The 15,495-nt window shown below is 64.3% G+C and carries 21 protein-coding genes and 1 tRNA gene; 5 read left to right on the top strand and 17 right to left on the bottom strand.

The window, feature by feature from the left end; genetic code table 11:
- Positions 1-303: 303 nt before the first annotated feature.
- The 3 genes from fliI (at position 304) to FV220_RS00430 (ending at position 3,347) form a co-directional block, all read left to right on the top strand.
- The gene (fliI, locus tag FV220_RS00440; protein WP_147828975.1) at positions 304-1,659 is read left to right on the top strand and encodes a flagellar protein export ATPase FliI; all 1,356 of its coding nucleotides are present in this window, start codon (positions 304-306) and stop codon (positions 1,657-1,659) included.
- Positions 1,660-1,742: 83 nt separating this feature from the next.
- Positions 1,743-2,150, top strand: coding sequence for a flagellar export protein FliJ (gene fliJ / locus FV220_RS00435; RefSeq protein ID WP_018042684.1), 408 nt, complete (start codon positions 1,743-1,745; stop codon positions 2,148-2,150).
- 141 nt (positions 2,151-2,291) lie between these two features.
- Positions 2,292-3,347, top strand: a complete 1,056-nt coding sequence (locus tag FV220_RS00430; RefSeq protein WP_056144318.1) for a lysylphosphatidylglycerol synthase domain-containing protein — start codon at positions 2,292-2,294, stop codon at positions 3,345-3,347.
- Between the two features lie 464 nt (positions 3,348-3,811).
- Here the strand turns inward: FV220_RS00430 and flhA are convergent, their stop codons facing one another.
- Positions 3,812-5,929, bottom strand: coding sequence for a flagellar biosynthesis protein FlhA (gene flhA / locus FV220_RS00425; protein ID WP_238253871.1), 2,118 nt, complete (start codon positions 5,927-5,929; stop codon positions 3,812-3,814).
- Between the two features lie 458 nt (positions 5,930-6,387).
- Between flhA and FV220_RS00420 the strand changes: the two genes are divergently transcribed.
- Both FV220_RS00420 and FV220_RS00415 read left to right on the top strand, forming a co-directional pair.
- A tRNA-Ser gene (locus tag FV220_RS00420) sits at positions 6,388-6,477 on the top strand.
- A 109-nt stretch (positions 6,478-6,586) separates the two neighbouring features.
- On the top strand, positions 6,587-7,900 hold the full coding sequence (locus FV220_RS00415) for a site-specific integrase (protein ID WP_147828973.1): 1,314 nt from the start codon (positions 6,587-6,589) through the stop codon (positions 7,898-7,900).
- Here FV220_RS00415 and FV220_RS25305 read toward each other — a convergent pair.
- The 16 genes from FV220_RS25305 to FV220_RS00340 all read right to left on the bottom strand — a co-directional run bounded on the left by FV220_RS25305 (position 7,864) and on the right by FV220_RS00340 (position 15,466).
- Positions 7,864-8,031 (bottom strand): hypothetical protein, encoded by a 168-nt coding sequence (locus FV220_RS25305; protein ID WP_187273284.1) that lies wholly within the window; start codon positions 8,029-8,031, stop codon positions 7,864-7,866. The genes FV220_RS00415 and FV220_RS25305 overlap by 37 nt on opposite strands.
- Before the next feature lie 58 nt (positions 8,032-8,089).
- A complete protein-coding gene (locus FV220_RS00410) occupies positions 8,090-8,287 on the bottom strand; it encodes a hypothetical protein (RefSeq protein WP_147828971.1) in 198 nt (65 codons plus the stop codon).
- Positions 8,277-8,513, bottom strand: a complete 237-nt coding sequence (locus tag FV220_RS00405) for a hypothetical protein (protein ID WP_147828969.1) — start codon at positions 8,511-8,513, stop codon at positions 8,277-8,279. The genes FV220_RS00410 and FV220_RS00405 overlap by 11 nt, the downstream gene beginning before the upstream one ends.
- The gene (locus FV220_RS00400; protein WP_147828967.1) at positions 8,500-8,955 is read right to left on the bottom strand and encodes a hypothetical protein; all 456 of its coding nucleotides are present in this window, start codon (positions 8,953-8,955) and stop codon (positions 8,500-8,502) included. Before FV220_RS00400 ends, FV220_RS00405 begins: the two co-directional genes overlap by 14 nt.
- Positions 8,942-9,556, bottom strand: a complete 615-nt coding sequence (locus FV220_RS00395) for a hypothetical protein (protein ID WP_147828965.1) — start codon at positions 9,554-9,556, stop codon at positions 8,942-8,944. Before FV220_RS00395 ends, FV220_RS00400 begins: the two co-directional genes overlap by 14 nt.
- Complete coding sequence (locus tag FV220_RS00390) at positions 9,546-10,160, bottom strand: hypothetical protein (RefSeq protein WP_147828963.1); 615 nt, start codon at positions 10,158-10,160, stop codon at positions 9,546-9,548. Before FV220_RS00390 ends, FV220_RS00395 begins: the two co-directional genes overlap by 11 nt.
- Positions 10,157-11,098 (bottom strand): hypothetical protein, encoded by a 942-nt coding sequence (locus FV220_RS00385; RefSeq protein WP_147828961.1) that lies wholly within the window; start codon positions 11,096-11,098, stop codon positions 10,157-10,159. Before FV220_RS00385 ends, FV220_RS00390 begins: the two co-directional genes overlap by 4 nt.
- Positions 11,098-12,432 (bottom strand): hypothetical protein, encoded by a 1,335-nt coding sequence (locus tag FV220_RS00380; protein ID WP_147828959.1) that lies wholly within the window; start codon positions 12,430-12,432, stop codon positions 11,098-11,100. Before FV220_RS00380 ends, FV220_RS00385 begins: the two co-directional genes overlap by 1 nt.
- On the bottom strand, positions 12,432-12,923 hold the full coding sequence (locus FV220_RS00375; protein ID WP_147828957.1) for a deoxycytidine triphosphate deaminase: 492 nt from the start codon (positions 12,921-12,923) through the stop codon (positions 12,432-12,434). Before FV220_RS00375 ends, FV220_RS00380 begins: the two co-directional genes overlap by 1 nt.
- Complete coding sequence (locus FV220_RS00370; protein WP_147828955.1) at positions 12,920-13,201, bottom strand: hypothetical protein; 282 nt, start codon at positions 13,199-13,201, stop codon at positions 12,920-12,922. The genes FV220_RS00375 and FV220_RS00370 overlap by 4 nt, the downstream gene beginning before the upstream one ends.
- Positions 13,198-13,413 (bottom strand): hypothetical protein, encoded by a 216-nt coding sequence (locus FV220_RS00365; RefSeq protein WP_147828954.1) that lies wholly within the window; start codon positions 13,411-13,413, stop codon positions 13,198-13,200. Before FV220_RS00365 ends, FV220_RS00370 begins: the two co-directional genes overlap by 4 nt.
- Positions 13,413-13,745 carry a hypothetical protein gene (locus FV220_RS00360; protein WP_147828952.1) on the bottom strand — a complete coding sequence of 111 codons (333 nt, stop codon included), beginning with the start codon at positions 13,743-13,745 and terminating at the stop codon, positions 13,413-13,415. The genes FV220_RS00365 and FV220_RS00360 overlap by 1 nt, the downstream gene beginning before the upstream one ends.
- Positions 13,746-13,748: 3 nt before the next feature.
- The gene (locus tag FV220_RS00355) at positions 13,749-14,138 is read right to left on the bottom strand and encodes a hypothetical protein (RefSeq protein WP_147828950.1); all 390 of its coding nucleotides are present in this window, start codon (positions 14,136-14,138) and stop codon (positions 13,749-13,751) included.
- Positions 14,138-14,560, bottom strand: coding sequence for a hypothetical protein (locus FV220_RS00350; protein WP_147828948.1), 423 nt, complete (start codon positions 14,558-14,560; stop codon positions 14,138-14,140). The genes FV220_RS00355 and FV220_RS00350 overlap by 1 nt, the downstream gene beginning before the upstream one ends.
- Positions 14,561-14,563: 3 nt before the next feature.
- On the bottom strand, positions 14,564-14,758 hold the full coding sequence (locus tag FV220_RS00345) for a hypothetical protein (RefSeq protein ID WP_147828946.1): 195 nt from the start codon (positions 14,756-14,758) through the stop codon (positions 14,564-14,566).
- Between the two features lie 114 nt (positions 14,759-14,872).
- Positions 14,873-15,466 carry a helix-turn-helix transcriptional regulator gene (locus FV220_RS00340; protein WP_187273283.1) on the bottom strand — a complete coding sequence of 198 codons (594 nt, stop codon included), beginning with the start codon at positions 15,464-15,466 and terminating at the stop codon, positions 14,873-14,875.
- Positions 15,467-15,495: the final 29 nt, after the last annotated feature.

The raw sequence follows: 15,495 nt of genomic DNA, 5'->3' as shown, positions 1-15,495 counted from the left end.
TCGTTAACAAAACCTGATTCTCGGTGGCAAGCACAGATTTGAATGTCTTGAGAAATGATGCTGCCGCCGATCGGTCATTTGGCCCCGCGAGGTGAGGAGCCGGCAGATGCATTACATCAAAACATTCCGCTAAGCACTTGATCGATTTGCCTTTGTCGTCACATGTAACTCAAGAGACACTCCCAAGCGGCACATCGTGACCGGTACCGAAAGGCATCCGCCACCCAATGACGACGGACCGCTTCGTGCCCGATATACGCAGTGTTAAGGAGGGAGGTAAACGAAACGTTGCGAGAAGCGCAGATGACCGTGCGACCCCGGGTTTCCTCCACACTCAATCTGGCCTCGGCCCAGGCCGCCCTGGCCGGAATCGAGACGCTGGAGACCTATGGTCGCGTGGTCGCCATCAAGGGGCTGCTGGTCGAGGTCGCAGGGCCGGTGGGCGCCATGCGCCTCGGAGGGCGCCTCGACATCATGGTTGAGAACGCCACGGGCGCCGTTCCCTGCGAGATCATCGGTTTTCAAGGCGACCGGGCACTGGCGATGCCGTTCGGATCCCTCGAGGGCGTCCGTCGCGGATGTCCGGCGATGGTGCGCGACGAGGCCGCCGGCGCGATTCGCCCGTCCGCCGGCTGGCTCGGGCGAACCATCGACGCCCTCGGTCGACCCGTGGACGGTCTCGGCCCGCTGCCACCCGGGCCGGCCATCTACCCCCTGCGCGCGGACCCGCCACCGGCCCATGCCCGGCGCAGGGTCGGCCCGCCCCTGGATCTGGGCATCCGCTGCATCAACACCTTCATCACCATGTGCGCCGGCCAGCGCATGGGCATCTTCGCCGGCTCCGGCGTCGGCAAATCCGTCCTCCTGTCCATGCTGGCGCGCTACACGGCGGCGGACGTGGCGGTGATCGGCCTCGTGGGCGAGCGCGGGCGCGAGGTGCAGGAGTTCCTGCAGGACGATCTCGGCCCCGCCGGCCTCGCCCGGTCCGTGGTGGTGGTGGCGACGTCGGACGAGCCGGCGCTCATGCGGCGGAACGCCGCCTACGTCACCCTGGCCATAGCCGAGTATTTTCGCGATCAGGGCGCGCAGGTTCTGTGCATGATCGATTCGATCACCCGATTCGCCATGGCCCAACGCGATATCGGCCTCGCCGCGGGCGAGCCGCCGACCGCCAAGGGCTACACGCCGACGGTCTTCAGCGAGTTGCCGCGCCTGCTCGAGCGCGCCGGCCCCGGAACGGGGCAGGGCGCGATCTCGGGACTCTTCACGGTGCTGGTTGAGGGCGACGACCACAACGAACCGGTGGCCGACGCGGTGCGCGGCATCCTCGACGGCCATATCGTCATGGAGCGCGGCATCGCCGAGCGGGGACGCTACCCCGCCATCAACGTGCTGCGCTCGGTCTCCCGGACGATGCCTCGGTCCTGCGATCCCGTCCATCTGCCCACCGTGAGACGCGCGAGGCGCATCCTGTCCACCTATGCCGACATGGAAGAGCTGATCCGGCTCGGTGCCTACAGGGCCGGCGCGTCGGCGGAAGTCGACGAGGCGGTGGCGTTGATGCCAAGTATCGAGGCTTTTCTGGGTCAGAGTAAGGAAGAAGCAACCTCGATAGGCGAGGGTTATCAACGGTTGGCAGCGATCGTCGGTAGCGCCTGAGTGACGTTCGGAACGTCATCTCATTCGCTTCAGGCGCCGACAGCACCGGCCTTTCGTGCGTGGCGTGGAATGGGACCCTCAATATGAAATCGCGTGACACGTTGATCCGGCTGCGCCGCTTCCAGGTCGACGAGAAGCGTCGGCGGGTGACGCAAATCGAGATGATGATGGCCGATTTCAACCGGATGGCATCCGAACTCGACCGCGAGGTCGCCTACGAGGAAGGCCGCGCCGGCATCACCGATACCGGCCATTTCGCCTATCCCACCTACGCCCGCGCCGCCGCGACGCGCCGGGACAACATGCGCCAATCCGCGCTCGCCCTCGAGAGCCAGCTCACCGATGCCAAGGCCGAACTCGGCGAGGCGTTCGAGGAGCTCAAGAAGATCGAGATCCTCGAGGATCGCGAGCGCACGGCCGAACGCGTCGCAGAAGCGGCCCGCGACCAGGCCGCCATGGACGGCATCGGCCTCTCCCGCATTCGCGCTTGAGCGATCCGTCGGCGCGGGCGGCACGAAGTCGTCATGTTCACATGACATCTGTCCGGGGAATGCCTTAGCCGGCCGTCTCGCTTGCGATGCTCAGCGCGGTCGTGCAGGTAGTCTGGGCTGTGGGGGCATGACCGGTTCGCAATGAAGACAATCAAGGATTTCGCCTGGCCGCTCATCGGCATCCTGGCGATCGCGATCTCCGGCTACTTTCTCTACCAAGAGCTGAAGACCACATCGATGGCGGCGGTATGGGGGGCCATCGTCGCCATCCCGCCCCATCGCATGGCCCTGGCGGGGCTCTCGACCCTCGTCGCCTATGCGGCCCTCGCCTGGTACGACCGGATCGCGCTGCTGCATCTCGGCGTGCGCGGAATCTCGTGGTTCTTCGTAGCGGTGTGCTCGTTCACGACCTACGCGCTCTCCCACAATATCGGCGCCTCGGTCTTCTCGGGCGCCCTGGTGAGGTACCGAGCCTACACGGCCAAGGGCCTCTCGGCCGCCCAGGTGGCGGTGCTGGTGGCTTTGTGCTCGTTCACCTTCTTCCTCGGGACGATCCTGCTCGGTGGCGTCGTCCTGGTGATCGAACCGCAGCTGCTCTCGCGGCTCAAGGGGATCCTGCCCGGTTTTCTCACCGACCCGAAGACCGCGCTCATCGTCGGCATCGGCCTTCTCGCCTTCGTCGCGCTCTACGTCGCCGGGTCGATCCTGCGCCTCCCGCCGCTCCACATCCGCAAGTTCAAGCTCGAATATCCGCGCCCGGCGATCATGGGGCGCCAGCTTCTAGCGGCACCGCTCGAACTGCTCGGCGCGGCCGGCATCCTATATTTCGCCCTGCCGGAAGCAGTGAATCCCGGCCCCATCGCCGTCATCGCGATCTTCCTCGCCTCGTTCTCCGTCGCTTTGGTCTCGAACGCACCGGGCGGGCTCGGCGTCTTCGAATTGGTCTTCATCACGGCGATGCAGATCACCGATCCCGGACAGAAGGATGCGATCATCGCGGCCGTCATCGTGTTCCGGGTGTTCTATTTCTGGATCCCGGCGCTGATTTCGGTGGTGGTCGTCCTGCTCTACGAGCGCTCACGCCTCGCCGACCTCGCCAGAGCGCCGCAGGCCTCGGCCGTGCCAGCACCGCCGGTCGTCGCGCCCGGTCTCGATCCGACCAGGATCAAGAAGAAGCTGGAGAAGAAGCCGCTCTGAGCCTCCGCTCGATCGGATGTCTCAGCGGGTACTCTCACGAAGGTCCATCATCCAATCAGACCACCTCATCCTGAGGTGCCGAAGCGCAGGGAAGGCCTCCAATGAGACCTGCGGTGGTCGTCGTAGCGCGATCTCCGGAAGTCTCCTTCGAGGCCGCAAGGCGGCGCTTCAGGATGAGGTGGAGCGCTGCGAGAACGAAAGAAACAGTCCCTCAAACGGCTCCACACCACGTCACGTGAAAGCCGAGCGCCGAGGCCAAGCGGCTCGAGGCCCGTCCGCCGCGATACGGTCGGGCGGACAGGTCCCCGCTCACAGACACATCTCACTTCGGGTCCGGCGGCAGTTCCGCCAGGAACCGAGCAAGGGTTCGGCCAGTTCGACGCTATAGCCTCAGGGCCGGTCCGGAGGGTCTGTCTCCGGACTCGGCGGCAGGCAGACGCTCACGGTAAATCCGGATCTCGGCCTCAGACCGAACCCACCGTCCGCAGCCGGGCGCGCGGGTGGATTTCCGCCTGGCTCATCACCGCCGTCTCACGGCGGAAGCGCTCGATGATGGAACGCACGAAAGGCCGGGCCTGAGCCGAGGTGACGAGGACCGGCATCTCGCCCATGCGTGCTGCCTGTTCGAAGCGGTCGCGCACCGTGTTGACGAATTCCGAGAGTTTGGACGGCTGCATGGCGAGGTAGCGCTCGTCGCGCTCGCCCGCGATGGATTCGAGGAAGGCCTGCTCCCAGGCCGGTGACAGGGTGATGATCGGCAGCATGCCGTCATGGCCCTGGTACTGCGCGCAGATCTGACGGCCGAGGCGGGCACGGACATGCTCGACGATGTCGCGCGGATTCTTCACATGGCCCGCCACTTCGGCGATGCCCTCGACGATGGAGCCGAGGTCGCGGATCGAGACCCGCTCGGCCAGCAGGAACTGCAGCACGCGCTGGATACCCGTGGTGCCGATCTGCGAGGGCACCACCTCCTTGAGAAGGTCGGCATGGTCCTTCGAGAGTTCCTTCAGGAGCTTCTGGACCTCCACGTGATTCAGCAGTTCCGAGACATGCGCCTTGATGATCTCGGTGAGATGGGTCGAGACCACCGTCGCCGCATCCACCACGGTGTAGCCCTTGAGCTGCGCCTGATCGCGCAGGGAGGCGTCGATCCACGTGGCGGGCAGGCCGAAGGTCGGCTCGAGCATGTGCTGGCCGGGCAGCTGCACCTGTCCGCCCATCGGGTCCATGGCCATGAACTGGCCGGGGAAGATCTGCCCCGTGCCGGCTTCGATCTCCTTCACCCGCACCACGTAGGCGTTGGAATCGAGCTGGACGTTGTCGAGGATGCGGACCGAGGGCATGACGAAGCCGAGTTCCGCCGCGAGCTGGCGGCGCAGGGCCTTGATCTGGTCCGTCAGGCGGTCCTGGCCCTCCTGTCCGTTGACGAGGGCGAGGAGCGCGTAGCCCATTTCGAGCTTGAGGTCGTCGAGCTTGAGGAGATCGGTCACCGTCTCCTCCTTGGCGGCCTGGGCGGCGGCCACCGCGGTGGCGTCCATCGGCGCACCATCGGAATCGAGGGGAGGGGCCTCGCGGGCGATCTTGGCGAAGTGCCATGCGGCGTAGCCCGAGGCCCCCGCGAGGGCGAGGAAGGGCAGCATCGGCATGCCCGGCAGGAACGAGAGCAGCACCATCACGCCCGACGACATGCCGAGCGCCTTCGGGTAGTTGGCGAGCTGCTTGCCCAGCGCCTTGTCGGCCGAGCCCTTCACACCCGCCTTGGAGACGAGGATGCCCGCCGCCGTCGAGACGATGAGGGCCGGCACCTGGCTCGCGAGGCCGTCGCCGATGGTGAGCAGTGTGTAGGACTTCGCGGCCGCGCCGAAGGGCATGCCCTGCTGGGCGACGCCGATGATGATGCCGCCGATCACGTTGATGAAGGTGATGAGCAGCGCGGCGATGGCATCTCCGCGCACGAATTTCGAGGCACCATCCATGGCGCCGAAGAAGGAGGATTCTTCCTCCAGCGCGGCGCGTCGGGCCTTCGCCACCTTCTCGTCGATGAGGCCGGCCGAGAGGTCGGCATCGATCGCCATCTGCTTGCCGGGCATGGCGTCGAGGGTGAAGCGGGCGGCGACTTCCGCGATACGGCCCGAACCCTTGGTGATGACGACGAAGTTCACGATGATGAGGATCGCGAACACGATGATGCCGATGACGAAGTTGCCGCCCATCACGAAGTTGCCGAAGGCTTCGATGACGTGGCCCGCCGCCGCCGTCCCCTCGTGGCCATGGCCGAGGATGAGCCGCGTCGAAGCGAGGTTCAGGGCCAGCCGCAGAAGGGTCGCGACGAGGAGAAGGGTCGGGAAGACGGTGAATTCGAGCGGGTTGTCGATGAACAGCCCCGTCATCATGATCAGCACCGAGATGATGATCGAGACGGCGAGCAGCAGGTCGAGCAGGAACGCGGGCAGCGGGAAGATGAGCACCGTGAGGATGCCCATCACGGCGGTGGCGAAGAACAGGTCCGTGCGCTTCGAAAGCGCGGTCAGGTTGGTACGGTTCGGGATCGCGAAGCTCGCGAATTGCGAGACGCTCATCCCCGGACCCGACGCGGCGGAGCCCGCCTCGCTCATTCTCGACACCCTTCACGTCCCACGTGGACCCGGCAAGAATTGCCGGGCTCAGGGTTAGCGAAGAGTTAACGAGGCACGGTGGAGGTCGATAAAACTCGGTCTCGCTCGCGCCGTTCCCGATCCGGGAGGATCCCTGGCGATACCGGGTCCGATCCCCCGAGCCCGCGGTATCGCACCTGCCCGTGGCATCCTTCGACGCATCTCGCTCGGCCAGCCTGATCCTCAAGCGGTGACGCAATCTCCGCCCTCAGTCGCGACCGCCCCGGTGCCGATGGGACACAGGCACCCGGCGGCAGCCGGAAAATCGCATGTTTCCTCACCGGATCGGTACGCTGGTCCCTTGCACGGGGGGAACTCGGCTTGTACAGCACGCCACTCGCTCATCGCCGCCGCTGCAAAAGCTGGCAACGATGTGAGAGACTGGAGGGGTGGCCGAGTGGTTGAAGGCGCACGCCTGGAAAGTGTGTATACCGGAAACGGTATCGCGGGTTCGAATCCCGCTCCCTCCGCCATACCACATAACCTAAGCTCCTGTTATTAAAGGGCTTTTCGGTAGGCGCTTGCGCTTCGCCTTCGAACCGGTCTACATAATGTAACTCATAGCGAGATACATTGGAACGCATGTCCGGCGACTATCTGCTCAACCGGAACGGAATTTGGCACTACAATCGGCGCGTCCCGCTCAACCTCGCGGGTCTCGATCCGCGCGGGTTTGCCAGGCAGTCGACCAAGATCCGAGTTGCGGATGATCCTCGCGGGGCAAAGGCCCGGCGCATTGCCGATAAGATCAACGCCGACACAGAGACGTTCTGGCGTGGGCTTCTTGGCGGTCAGGCCGCTGATGCGCAGGAGCGATATGACTCCGCTCGCACGAGGGCGCGCGGCTTCGGCTTCGACTACCTACCCGCCGAGGAGGTCGCGAAACTCCCGCTGGCCGAGAGACTGGCCCGCATCGAAGCGGTGCGTGCGGCCCCGCCAGCGATGGAGGGGCCATCAGTTGTCGCCCTGCTTGGCGGCGAGGCGCCGCCAAAGCTCATGCTGTCCGGTCTGTTCGACGCATTCGAGCGGCTCAGCAAAGCCGAGAACCGCGACTTATCTCCCGACCAGCTTCGCAAATGGCGCAGCCCGAAGCTTCGCGCGCAGACGAACTTCATCGACGTGATTGGGGATCGACCGGTCGCGGAGGTGACGCGCGCCCAGGCCCTCGACTTTCGGGCGTGGTGGCAGGATCGCGTCATGAACGAAGGCATGGAGATCGCCACCGCGAACAAGGATTTCGGCCACCTCAACACGATGTTCAAAGCCGTCGAGCGCGCGATGCGGATCGGGCTGGGGCCAGTCTTTTCGGAGATCCGTATCGGCGGAGAGACCACGGGACAACGAACGGCCTTTGCTCCGTCCTTCGTTCAGGATCGGCTACTGGCGGATGGCGCTCTAGATGGCCTGAATGACGAGGCGAGGCGGATCATCTACCTTATCGCCGAGACAGGCATGCGTCTGTCAGAGGCCTGCAACCTCACCGAGGACACGATCCGGCTCGACGCACCCATCCCGCACGTCATGGTGCGTCCAGATGGGCGGCGGATGAAGACGGACCAATCAGAGAGGGATATCCCGCTCGTCGGGTGCGCTCTTATAGCGGTTCAGGCGCAGCCCTCTGGCTTCCCTCGCTACCGCGATAAGGCCGCGAGCCTCTCCGCGCTCGTCAACAAGGTACTAGCCGGACGGAAGCTGCTCCCCGGCTCGGGCTACACCCTTTATTCGCTACGCCACACTTTTGAGGATCGGCTGACGGCGGTCGAGGCGCCCGACAAGATGATGGCGGCTCTCATGGGTCACAAATTCCATCGGCCGCGGTACGGGCTGGGGCCGAGCCTTGAACAGAAGCATGAATGGCTTCAGCGGATCGCCTTCAAGCCCCCGTCCAAGGTGTAGGTTTCGAGGATGCGCCGAGCCAGAATGTTCGGTGGCTCGGTCAATCTGGCCGCTTCGAGATCGGCGACCAGGGAAGTGAGGATCGGCGCATACTGGTCGCCATAGGTCTCGACGACGTAGGCGGCGAACACGGCAGCATCCCGGATGCGCTCATAATCCTCAGTCGGGTTTCGTCGAGGCGTCCTAGCCCTAGCCACGGTTCGCCTCCTTTATTTCGGGAGCGAGAGCGGAGCGGCCTTCGAGGCAATAATCCTCTTCCTGATCCATCAGCCGGACCCAGTGTTCATGCTCAGCGGTTTCGCAGGCGTTGCAGGTGTTGACGAGATATTCCTTCTCGTCGGCGGTGAGGACACTGCCGCACCCGATGCACTTCACCTCACTCCCCATGACCGGCCTCCATGACGAAGCGCTCGACGAAGGAGCGGGCGGCAGAGGCGGTGGGGAAGTATTCGGAGTGGAACTTTGAGTGGACATCAAGGACCGAACCGAGCCACAGTTCGGTCCGGTCGTCGTAGGATGCGCCCCCGACAACCTCGTCTCCTTTCCATGCCGTCTCTCCGCCTTCGCCGTCGGGGCGCCAGTCGAGGGGCTGGGTGGTGTTAGCGGGAGGCATGGGAGGGCTCCGACTGCTGGAGGAGGGCGCGGGCGAGCATGGCTTGGAGCATGCACGACAGGATTGCGTAGCACTCGCGGTGCGGGCCATCGCCGGGAGCAAGGTCGGCGTGGAAACCGCTGTGGAAGTCGGCTTCCGGCCACTCGCCGCGAAGGCGTTCACCGGCTGGCCCATTGTAGTCGGGGCCGATGCTGGCATGGCCCGTCAGCGAGCACAGGCCCGAGGACATCCAGAAGTCGGGGAGGGCGCGCCGCGCTACCTCGCGAGCCGCATCTACCGAAAACGTGGGATTGAACGTCATCCGCACGAAATCGGCAGGCCACTTGCTCATGTCATGCCCGAAGACGGCGCGGAGCAGGTCGGCCTCGAAGTTGAGGTCCATCCCTTCGGGTGCCTCCTCCACCAGAGCAATGAGCGCGCGCAAGGTCTCAGCGGTTGGCATCGGCGGCCTCCTTGGTGAGCGGAAGGGCGGGAGGAGCCGGAAGGGGACACCAGTGGGTGGCCGGATTTTCTTTGCTGAAGCCCCCATCGGATGACATCCAATAAGGGTCATCGAACCGGTATTCGGGGCATCGGCACTCGCCGCCGCAATCGCCGATTTCGACTTTAAGGTCTTCCTCTTGGGTCCAGTAGCCAAGCGTGACGCGGGCCGGCACAGGCTTGCCCTCATAGGTCTGCGGGTAGGAGCCTAGAAGTATTTCCGTCCCATCCCTCGGCGCCGTCTCAATCGGCTCCCACCCCTCCGCCGCGCGCGCCGTGTCTTCTGCTAGCGCGGAGCGGTGGATGAGGGAGCCGTCGCGGTAGGCGTTGACGAGGGCCGCGACGAACTCGAGATTGGACCGGCCGGAGCAGGTAGCGTCGTCCTCCATTTCGACGACGAACCGAGCAAAGCCAGACCACTTCACGTTCCGGTCGGGACCGGGTTTTGACGGGATGCCGGCTGCGTCGAGAAAGCGGTAGCCGCCCTCGACTTTGCCCAGCGACCACTCGCCTTGGGATGCCATCTCAGATAGCGCCCGCAGCGCCTCAGCTTCAATCGCCATGGGGATGCTCCGGGGTGGTGAGGGCGGGAAACTCGTACTTGAAGGTGCTGCGCCACCAGTCCGCCTCTGACATGCGGCCATTGCAGTAGCCGGCCTGCCAAGCCGCCTCGTCACCGATCGGTGTGTAAGTCTCGCCGTCTTCGCTGATGCCGTCTTCGAGGCATTTCTCGGCAACTTGACGCTGGCGCCAGTAGGCGACCTGCTCTTCGGCCTTGGCCCGCATCGTCGCGGCGCCCCGCTCCGCCTCCTCGGCCCTGGCTATCGCCGCATCCCGTTCGGCCTCGGCGGTGACGATGCGCTGGTAGACAGCCTCACCATGCTTCGCGGTATCAGCTTCGTCGGGGCCATCGCCGCAGATTGAAAGAAGGCAGGCCGGGCATATGACGTCTTCATCGTCAGGTCTGCATTGCTCGGACGAGCCGACCCAACCGCAGTGTTCGCACTCCGTCAGGTAGTAGCGGCCGCGAACCGGGATCGAAGGTGGGGCCGGCTGGCAGAACGGATCAGCGGCAGTGGCCTCGGCGATTTCCTCTGCCGTCATCGCGCCCGTCCGCGCCACGGCCTCCCGCTCTCCCAGGCACGGTGGTGTTGGGGTGGGGGTCATGCGGTCCTCCGCATTGGTTCGCAGGCCGAACCGCATTCGACATCGCGGTCATCATCATCGGTGAGACCTGGGAGCAATGGCTCGCGCCCCACCCGGTCGATCAGGCTCTGCATTGAATATTCGGTGACGAACTGGCCCTTGCCGAGCACTTCGCCGTAGGCCCACCAAGCCAGCGTCCCCGGCCGGGTTCGCTCGGTCCACATCAGGCGCTTATCGCTCTTCAGAAAGCAGCCGTCGCAGTTCCCGTCACCGTCACCGGAAGGGATGCCGAGGTCGAATGGCTGTTCGGCCCAGAACTCATCGACATCGGCGCGGGTGGCTCCCGCTGCGTAAAGCGGGAACTCTGACTTGTAGGGCTCCTTCCATTTCGGATCACCCTCGGCCGCCCATCGACGGTGAATGCGCTTCGTCTCGTCAGCCCGCAGGCCGACAACGTTTTTCCAAGATGTCCACTCGCATCCCCCATTAGGAACCCACGCGGTCAGGAACCGCTTGATCGTCAGCACCTTCAATTCTTCGGTGCAGAAGCGTGCAAGCGCGTTCGGTGTGTACTGCTTCATCGCGATGAGAGCAGCGAAGGGCTCGCCGTTCTGCGCCGCGGAATTGTAGCCAACGCGTTCAAAGCCGGCCGCATTGACCAAGCCAGACCGCCCGGCGTCTTCTGCGAGCCAGCGCTTAAGGCCCGCGCGCCCTTCGGCTTGAGACGGGGTCGCCCGCCATTCCAGCCACTCAATCTGGACGCCCCAGCGCGTGCCGATCTCATGGACGAAACGCAGCGTCTCCGGCCGCTCCTTGCCGGTATTGGCGAAAGCTACGACGACGTCTTGAGGGAGCTTGCCACCATGGGCGTCGAGGATATGGCGCAGCATAAACGCCGATGTGCGACCGCCGCTGAAGCTAATGAGGGCCGGGCCAGTGATGAGGTAGGGGCTCGCCATCACGCCTCCTCCCCTGAGCTTTTGGAAGCTGAAGTCGGGATCCACGGACGCCCGGTCGGGATCGGCTCGCCGTCTCTTAGGGGCTCGCCGTCGCGCCCGACGTAGCTCTCACGCTCGGGTCCGAAGCACCCGATATGTCCGAGCCCTCCCTCGTACTCATTCAGGACAAGATCGCCTTCCTTGAACGGCTGGCCGCAATAGACGCAGCCCTCAATCCCATCGGGCGGCATGGGCTTGCCGGAGTAGGAAAGGTGGTGGCCATTGCCGGGCGAGACGGCCGGGTCCGGCTCTGACGCCGAGCGGCCAAGATGATCGGGCCGGATCTCACGGAAGCGGATCGGCATCGGTGCGCCGTCGGCCGTGTCCATGTGGATGTAGCGATCCTGGCACCAACTCCATCCGGCATAGGTCAACCGATCCTCACCGTCGTGGTCGCCGTTGTTCGATCCGACGGTGATGCTGGTCTCGGCGTCGCGGAGGCCCTTGCCATCGCTCGGCACCTCAAGCTCGTAGAGCGTGCAATCGTGCCGAGCCTCGGAGATGGGCTTCCACCCGTCCCGCTCCCCTCCTTGAGGCGGATGGGCGAGGGCGGCAGAAAGGGCGTGCTCTACTCGCGACTTAAGGCCCTGTAGGCATGACGCGATCCAGGTGACGTGATCTTCTGGACTCTCGACGGTCGCGTTGCCGCCGAGCATCTTGTTCACGCCCGTGAGGATGTGCCGAAGGTTCTCGACCGCCTCCCCCTCACCTGTCGGTGTCGAGACGGAGAGGGCGGCGCGGGCCATCTGCGCCATCCATTCCATATCATCTGTGTCCACACCCCCGTGTTGCCGCATCTGCCATTCGATACGGGACAGTCTGTCGTGCGAAGGCTCGTGAGCCTCCTCCAACGCCGCCCGAACCGGGTCTCCGGGGGAGGTGCGTGCGGAGGCGGCAGGAACAAGAGCGAAGACGCCGACGTGATCTGCGAAGTCCGAGGCAGCGAAATCGGACGCCTCTTCGGCCGTCGCGCACAGGTCAGAGGAACCCGTCACTAGGTCGCCGTCATCGTCGCGATAGACGTTCAGGTATCCGATGACGTCGGTCGCCTTGGCCTCGCGCTCGTCCTCGCGCTTCGTGTTCGGGTTGGTGAGGGATGAGGTGGATCTCTCGCGCCGAACGATCTTCATGATCTCAGCGATGACGAACGGCTTGCCATCTCGCTCCCACAGGATAATCCCGCCCTGGCCGCCGTGCATGGAGACGTAGCCCTCTTTACCCTCACGGCTCACCGTCGGGCTGGAGTGCTTGCGGATCGCCTCCCAGATCTCTTGTTCGATGTTCTCGACACTCATCACGCAGTCCTCATGATCTTGCCGGCAAGGCGAGGCACAGCCTTGCGCGCGGGCTCGGGATTGCTGGATTGGTGCTGATACCGACCGCGGTACGGACGCTCGGTCGGCTCGTTCAGCAGCGTGAACTTGATCTGCGCGATGGGCGTCCCGGCCTTCAGGCGGATCGGCCACGGCAGCATGCGGGTGAGTTCGAGGGTAAGACCACCTTCAAATCCCGGATCGATCAGCGTGTTCTGGACGAGCACGAAGATGCGGGCGTTCGACGACTTGTCCTTAACCTCGGCGAGCACGTCGTCCGGGATGCGGAACGTCTCGACGGTCGAGGCGAGGCGACCCCAGAAAGGCCAGAGCCACATGTCCTGCTTAAGGCGGACATCGTAGCTGGCTGGTCCTAAGCCGAACGTGCGGTCGTGGGAGATCGTGCGCTCGAAGAACGGGGCGATCATGCCGGCCAGAGCGCGGTCGCGGATCTGCTGGTAGGGGAGGATCATCGCCCAGCCCTCATGAAGTCTGGCGTGTAGCGACCGCAGAGAGCGGACCGGCCAGCGCGCTCGGCATCGAAGGCCAGCCGGCGGAGTTCGGCCCGAACCGCGTCGTAGTCGCTGGGCGCCGCGGCCAGGCGCTTGCCGTGAGCGATGAAGCTGTCCGCGATCTTACGGGCGAGCCCTTCGTCGGTGGCGACGTCGAACAAGCCGACGCCACGGTCGAGAAGCATTTGAGCCGTCTCTTCGACGGAAATCGGCTTGGGCTGGGTTGCGGTACGGGTCACAGCCAAACCCTCCCGAGCCAGATCACGCCGACGAGGTCGGCAGCCAGGAGGCCGGGGCCGAGGATCGCGATGGTGATCGCCGTCACGTCCCAGGGATTGTCGTTAGCGGCGGTCTGAGAGCGCGCAGCGTTGCGAGCCTGGAGGAGAATGCCGCCGGCGATGACCATGCAGGTGATGATCGTCGCGATGATGATGAGGAGCTGATCGTCCATCACAGCGCCTCCATGCGGCGGTCTTCAGCGCGGCGCTCGGCGGCGTCTTCGCGGGCGGCCTGGTCGGCTTCGACCGCATCGGCGACGAGGCTATCGAGCAGATCCGTGTCGGTTTCGACGAAGTTCGTCAGCCAATCCGGGACAGGAAGCTCGCTCTGCCCGTGCCAGAGCTTGATGGAGACGACTTCCGCGTCCGCACCATGGCCCGGCTCGTCGTAGCTACCCTTGAAAGCCGGAGTGAAGTCGTAGCCGACGATCAGGGAAAGCTCGCGCTCGCCGCCGTCGTTGATGGACAGGCACAAGCCCGTCTTGAAGAAGCGGGTCTTAGCCATGGCTCAGGCCTCCGCTTTGGCGAGAGCGGCGCGAGCGGTGCGCCAAACAGCGATGGTGTCCGGCGCAATTTGTCCAAGCCCGTAGGACAGATCCGCCGCGTCAGGGCCGCCAGGAAAGGCCGCCGTCCAGTGAGCGTCTAGGGCCTTCAGCGCCGCTAGCATGCCAGGGGCGGCAGCGATCAAGCGAGCATTTGCTTCTGCCTCGACAGTGCCGATCCGCCGACCGTTGCCGTCGATCAGATCCTCACTTTCGCCGACCCAGCATTCGCAGACCGTCGCTGTCGAATGGTAATAGGTCTTGGTCCCGTCGGTGGTGCCGACGCGAACTCGCCTGTCGTTCTCCATGCAGAAATCGTCGGCGACCCAAGGTGCCGGAGTGTGCTTCGCGGCCATCACGCGCTCCACCGGTTCGTGCCGTGGATCTCGTAGGACTGCTGCTCGTCCGCCCACTCGTCGCGGAAGTCTTCCTGAGCCCAGGACATCGGCGCCTGGACGCCATAGGCCGCATAGGCGTCGGTCAGGCCGCGAGGGAGCTCCACACGTTCGGCATCGAGGCGGGCAGAGACGAGCTTAAGGACTTCCGCCGTGACGTCGTGCCAGAGGCCGCGCTTCTGACCGGGGATCTGCTCGATGACGATGACGCTTTCCAGAGGGCGATCATCGAGATGCGCGCCGGCCAGGTATTCGGCGGCATCGGTCGCGGTCTCACCGACGCGGGTCTCGGACAGGACCGAGTACGGCTCGGACGCCTTCATCGGCATCCGGAAGCGAACGACGTGCGTGCGCTCGGTTTTGGGGAAGGGGGTGGCGGCCATGGCTCAGGCTGCCTTCTGCGGATAGCGAGGCGGGGACACGCGCTGCCAGGCCGGAGAGGTGCCGGCCGGTGCGCGGCGCGCGATCGCGGCATGTCGGATGAGGCGACGAGCCTGCTTGGCTTTCTTGATGGCTTCGATGCGGCGGGGCGCGCGGTAGCTCGTGGCTGCGCGCGGTGTCTTCTGTCGCTTGTCTGACATTGGCGTGGCTCCATCGGCTCGGTGAGCGGCGATGGAGACAACAATACGGATACGCATATGCATGTCAACGCATAATATGCGGAAACGTATAAAATCTTTGGTCCTAGGGGCGGTTCAGCGCGGTCGAATGTGCTTTACCATTGCCGCCCAGGTCACTTCGGCATCATAAATCGGCGGCTCGAACTGGGCATGAAGATGATACAGTCCGTCTTCGGAGCCGTTCTTAATTTTTTTTATTAGAACGCGCCCATCACTCAATCCACAAACGCAGATAGCACCCACCAAGTCGGCAGTAACCGGTCGGCGAACATCATCATAAAATACGATCCATCTATCAAAAAACTCTCCTAAACTAGTCCCTCTAATCTCCACTGCGACTGTGTCCCTCGTTGCTACACCGGGAGCTTCAATCTTTTCATCAGGGTCGGCTTGCCCGTCCCCAAAAACTGCAACTTCGCTCCCGGCGCCAACAAAGCCAACGAGAGGAACAAAGCTAACGCGCCCTTCCTCTAAACCGTTCATTAATTTTTCGCGCACGAGCTGGAGCAATTTCCGCTCGTTCTGACCACGCGGAATGGTCTCGCCATTCTTCCATCGAGAGACCGTAGGCTGGCTGACCCCAACTTGCATTGCGATCTCGTCCTGCAGCAGGCCGGCCTCGTCTTCAAGGCGCGAGATAAGGTCGGGGGAGAAGGTCAACTCGCTCATTTCGGGCGCATACGCCCGTGCATAAAATT

This window comes from Methylobacterium sp. WL19 (genome assembly GCF_008040005.1).
GTDB lineage: Bacteria > Pseudomonadota > Alphaproteobacteria > Rhizobiales > Beijerinckiaceae > Methylobacterium > Methylobacterium bullatum.
The sequence above is the reverse complement of the archived record's forward strand: the minus strand, read 5'-3'. Positions and strand labels throughout refer to the sequence as shown.

Excerpts from the sequence above, each read along its gene's own strand:
- FV220_RS00385 (WP_147828961.1), bottom strand. The coding sequence starts at position 11,098 with ATGGCGAGCCCCTACCTCATCACTGGCCCGGCCCTCATTAGCTTCAGC.
- fliJ (WP_018042684.1), top strand. The coding sequence starts at position 1,743 with ATGAAATCGCGTGACACGTTGATCCGGCTGCGCCGCTTCCAGGTCGAC.
- FV220_RS00415 (WP_147828973.1), top strand. The coding sequence starts at position 6,587 with ATGTCCGGCGACTATCTGCTCAACCGGAACGGAATTTGGCACTACAAT.
- FV220_RS00430 (WP_056144318.1), top strand. The coding sequence starts at position 2,292 with ATGAAGACAATCAAGGATTTCGCCTGGCCGCTCATCGGCATCCTGGCG.
- FV220_RS00350 (WP_147828948.1), bottom strand. The coding sequence starts at position 14,560 with ATGGCCGCCACCCCCTTCCCCAAAACCGAGCGCACGCACGTCGTTCGC.
- FV220_RS00360 (WP_147828952.1), bottom strand. The coding sequence starts at position 13,745 with ATGGCTAAGACCCGCTTCTTCAAGACGGGCTTGTGCCTGTCCATCAAC.
- FV220_RS00410 (WP_147828971.1), bottom strand. The coding sequence starts at position 8,287 with ATGGGGAGTGAGGTGAAGTGCATCGGGTGCGGCAGTGTCCTCACCGCC.
- FV220_RS00395 (WP_147828965.1), bottom strand. The coding sequence starts at position 9,556 with ATGGCGATTGAAGCTGAGGCGCTGCGGGCGCTATCTGAGATGGCATCC.
- FV220_RS00390 (WP_147828963.1), bottom strand. The coding sequence starts at position 10,160 with ATGACCCCCACCCCAACACCACCGTGCCTGGGAGAGCGGGAGGCCGTG.
- FV220_RS00340 (WP_187273283.1), bottom strand. The coding sequence starts at position 15,466 with ATGAGCGAGTTGACCTTCTCCCCCGACCTTATCTCGCGCCTTGAAGAC.
- FV220_RS00400 (WP_147828967.1), bottom strand. The coding sequence starts at position 8,955 with ATGCCAACCGCTGAGACCTTGCGCGCGCTCATTGCTCTGGTGGAGGAG.
- FV220_RS00355 (WP_147828950.1), bottom strand. The coding sequence starts at position 14,138 with ATGGCCGCGAAGCACACTCCGGCACCTTGGGTCGCCGACGATTTCTGC.
- FV220_RS00345 (WP_147828946.1), bottom strand. The coding sequence starts at position 14,758 with ATGTCAGACAAGCGACAGAAGACACCGCGCGCAGCCACGAGCTACCGC.
- FV220_RS00375 (WP_147828957.1), bottom strand. The coding sequence starts at position 12,923 with ATGATCCTCCCCTACCAGCAGATCCGCGACCGCGCTCTGGCCGGCATG.
- FV220_RS00380 (WP_147828959.1), bottom strand. The coding sequence starts at position 12,432 with ATGAGTGTCGAGAACATCGAACAAGAGATCTGGGAGGCGATCCGCAAG.
- FV220_RS00405 (WP_147828969.1), bottom strand. The coding sequence starts at position 8,513 with ATGCCTCCCGCTAACACCACCCAGCCCCTCGACTGGCGCCCCGACGGC.
- flhA (WP_238253871.1), bottom strand. The coding sequence starts at position 5,929 with ATGAGCGTCTCGCAATTCGCGAGCTTCGCGATCCCGAACCGTACCAAC.
- FV220_RS00365 (WP_147828954.1), bottom strand. The coding sequence starts at position 13,413 with ATGGACGATCAGCTCCTCATCATCATCGCGACGATCATCACCTGCATG.
- fliI (WP_147828975.1), top strand. The coding sequence starts at position 304 with ATGACCGTGCGACCCCGGGTTTCCTCCACACTCAATCTGGCCTCGGCC.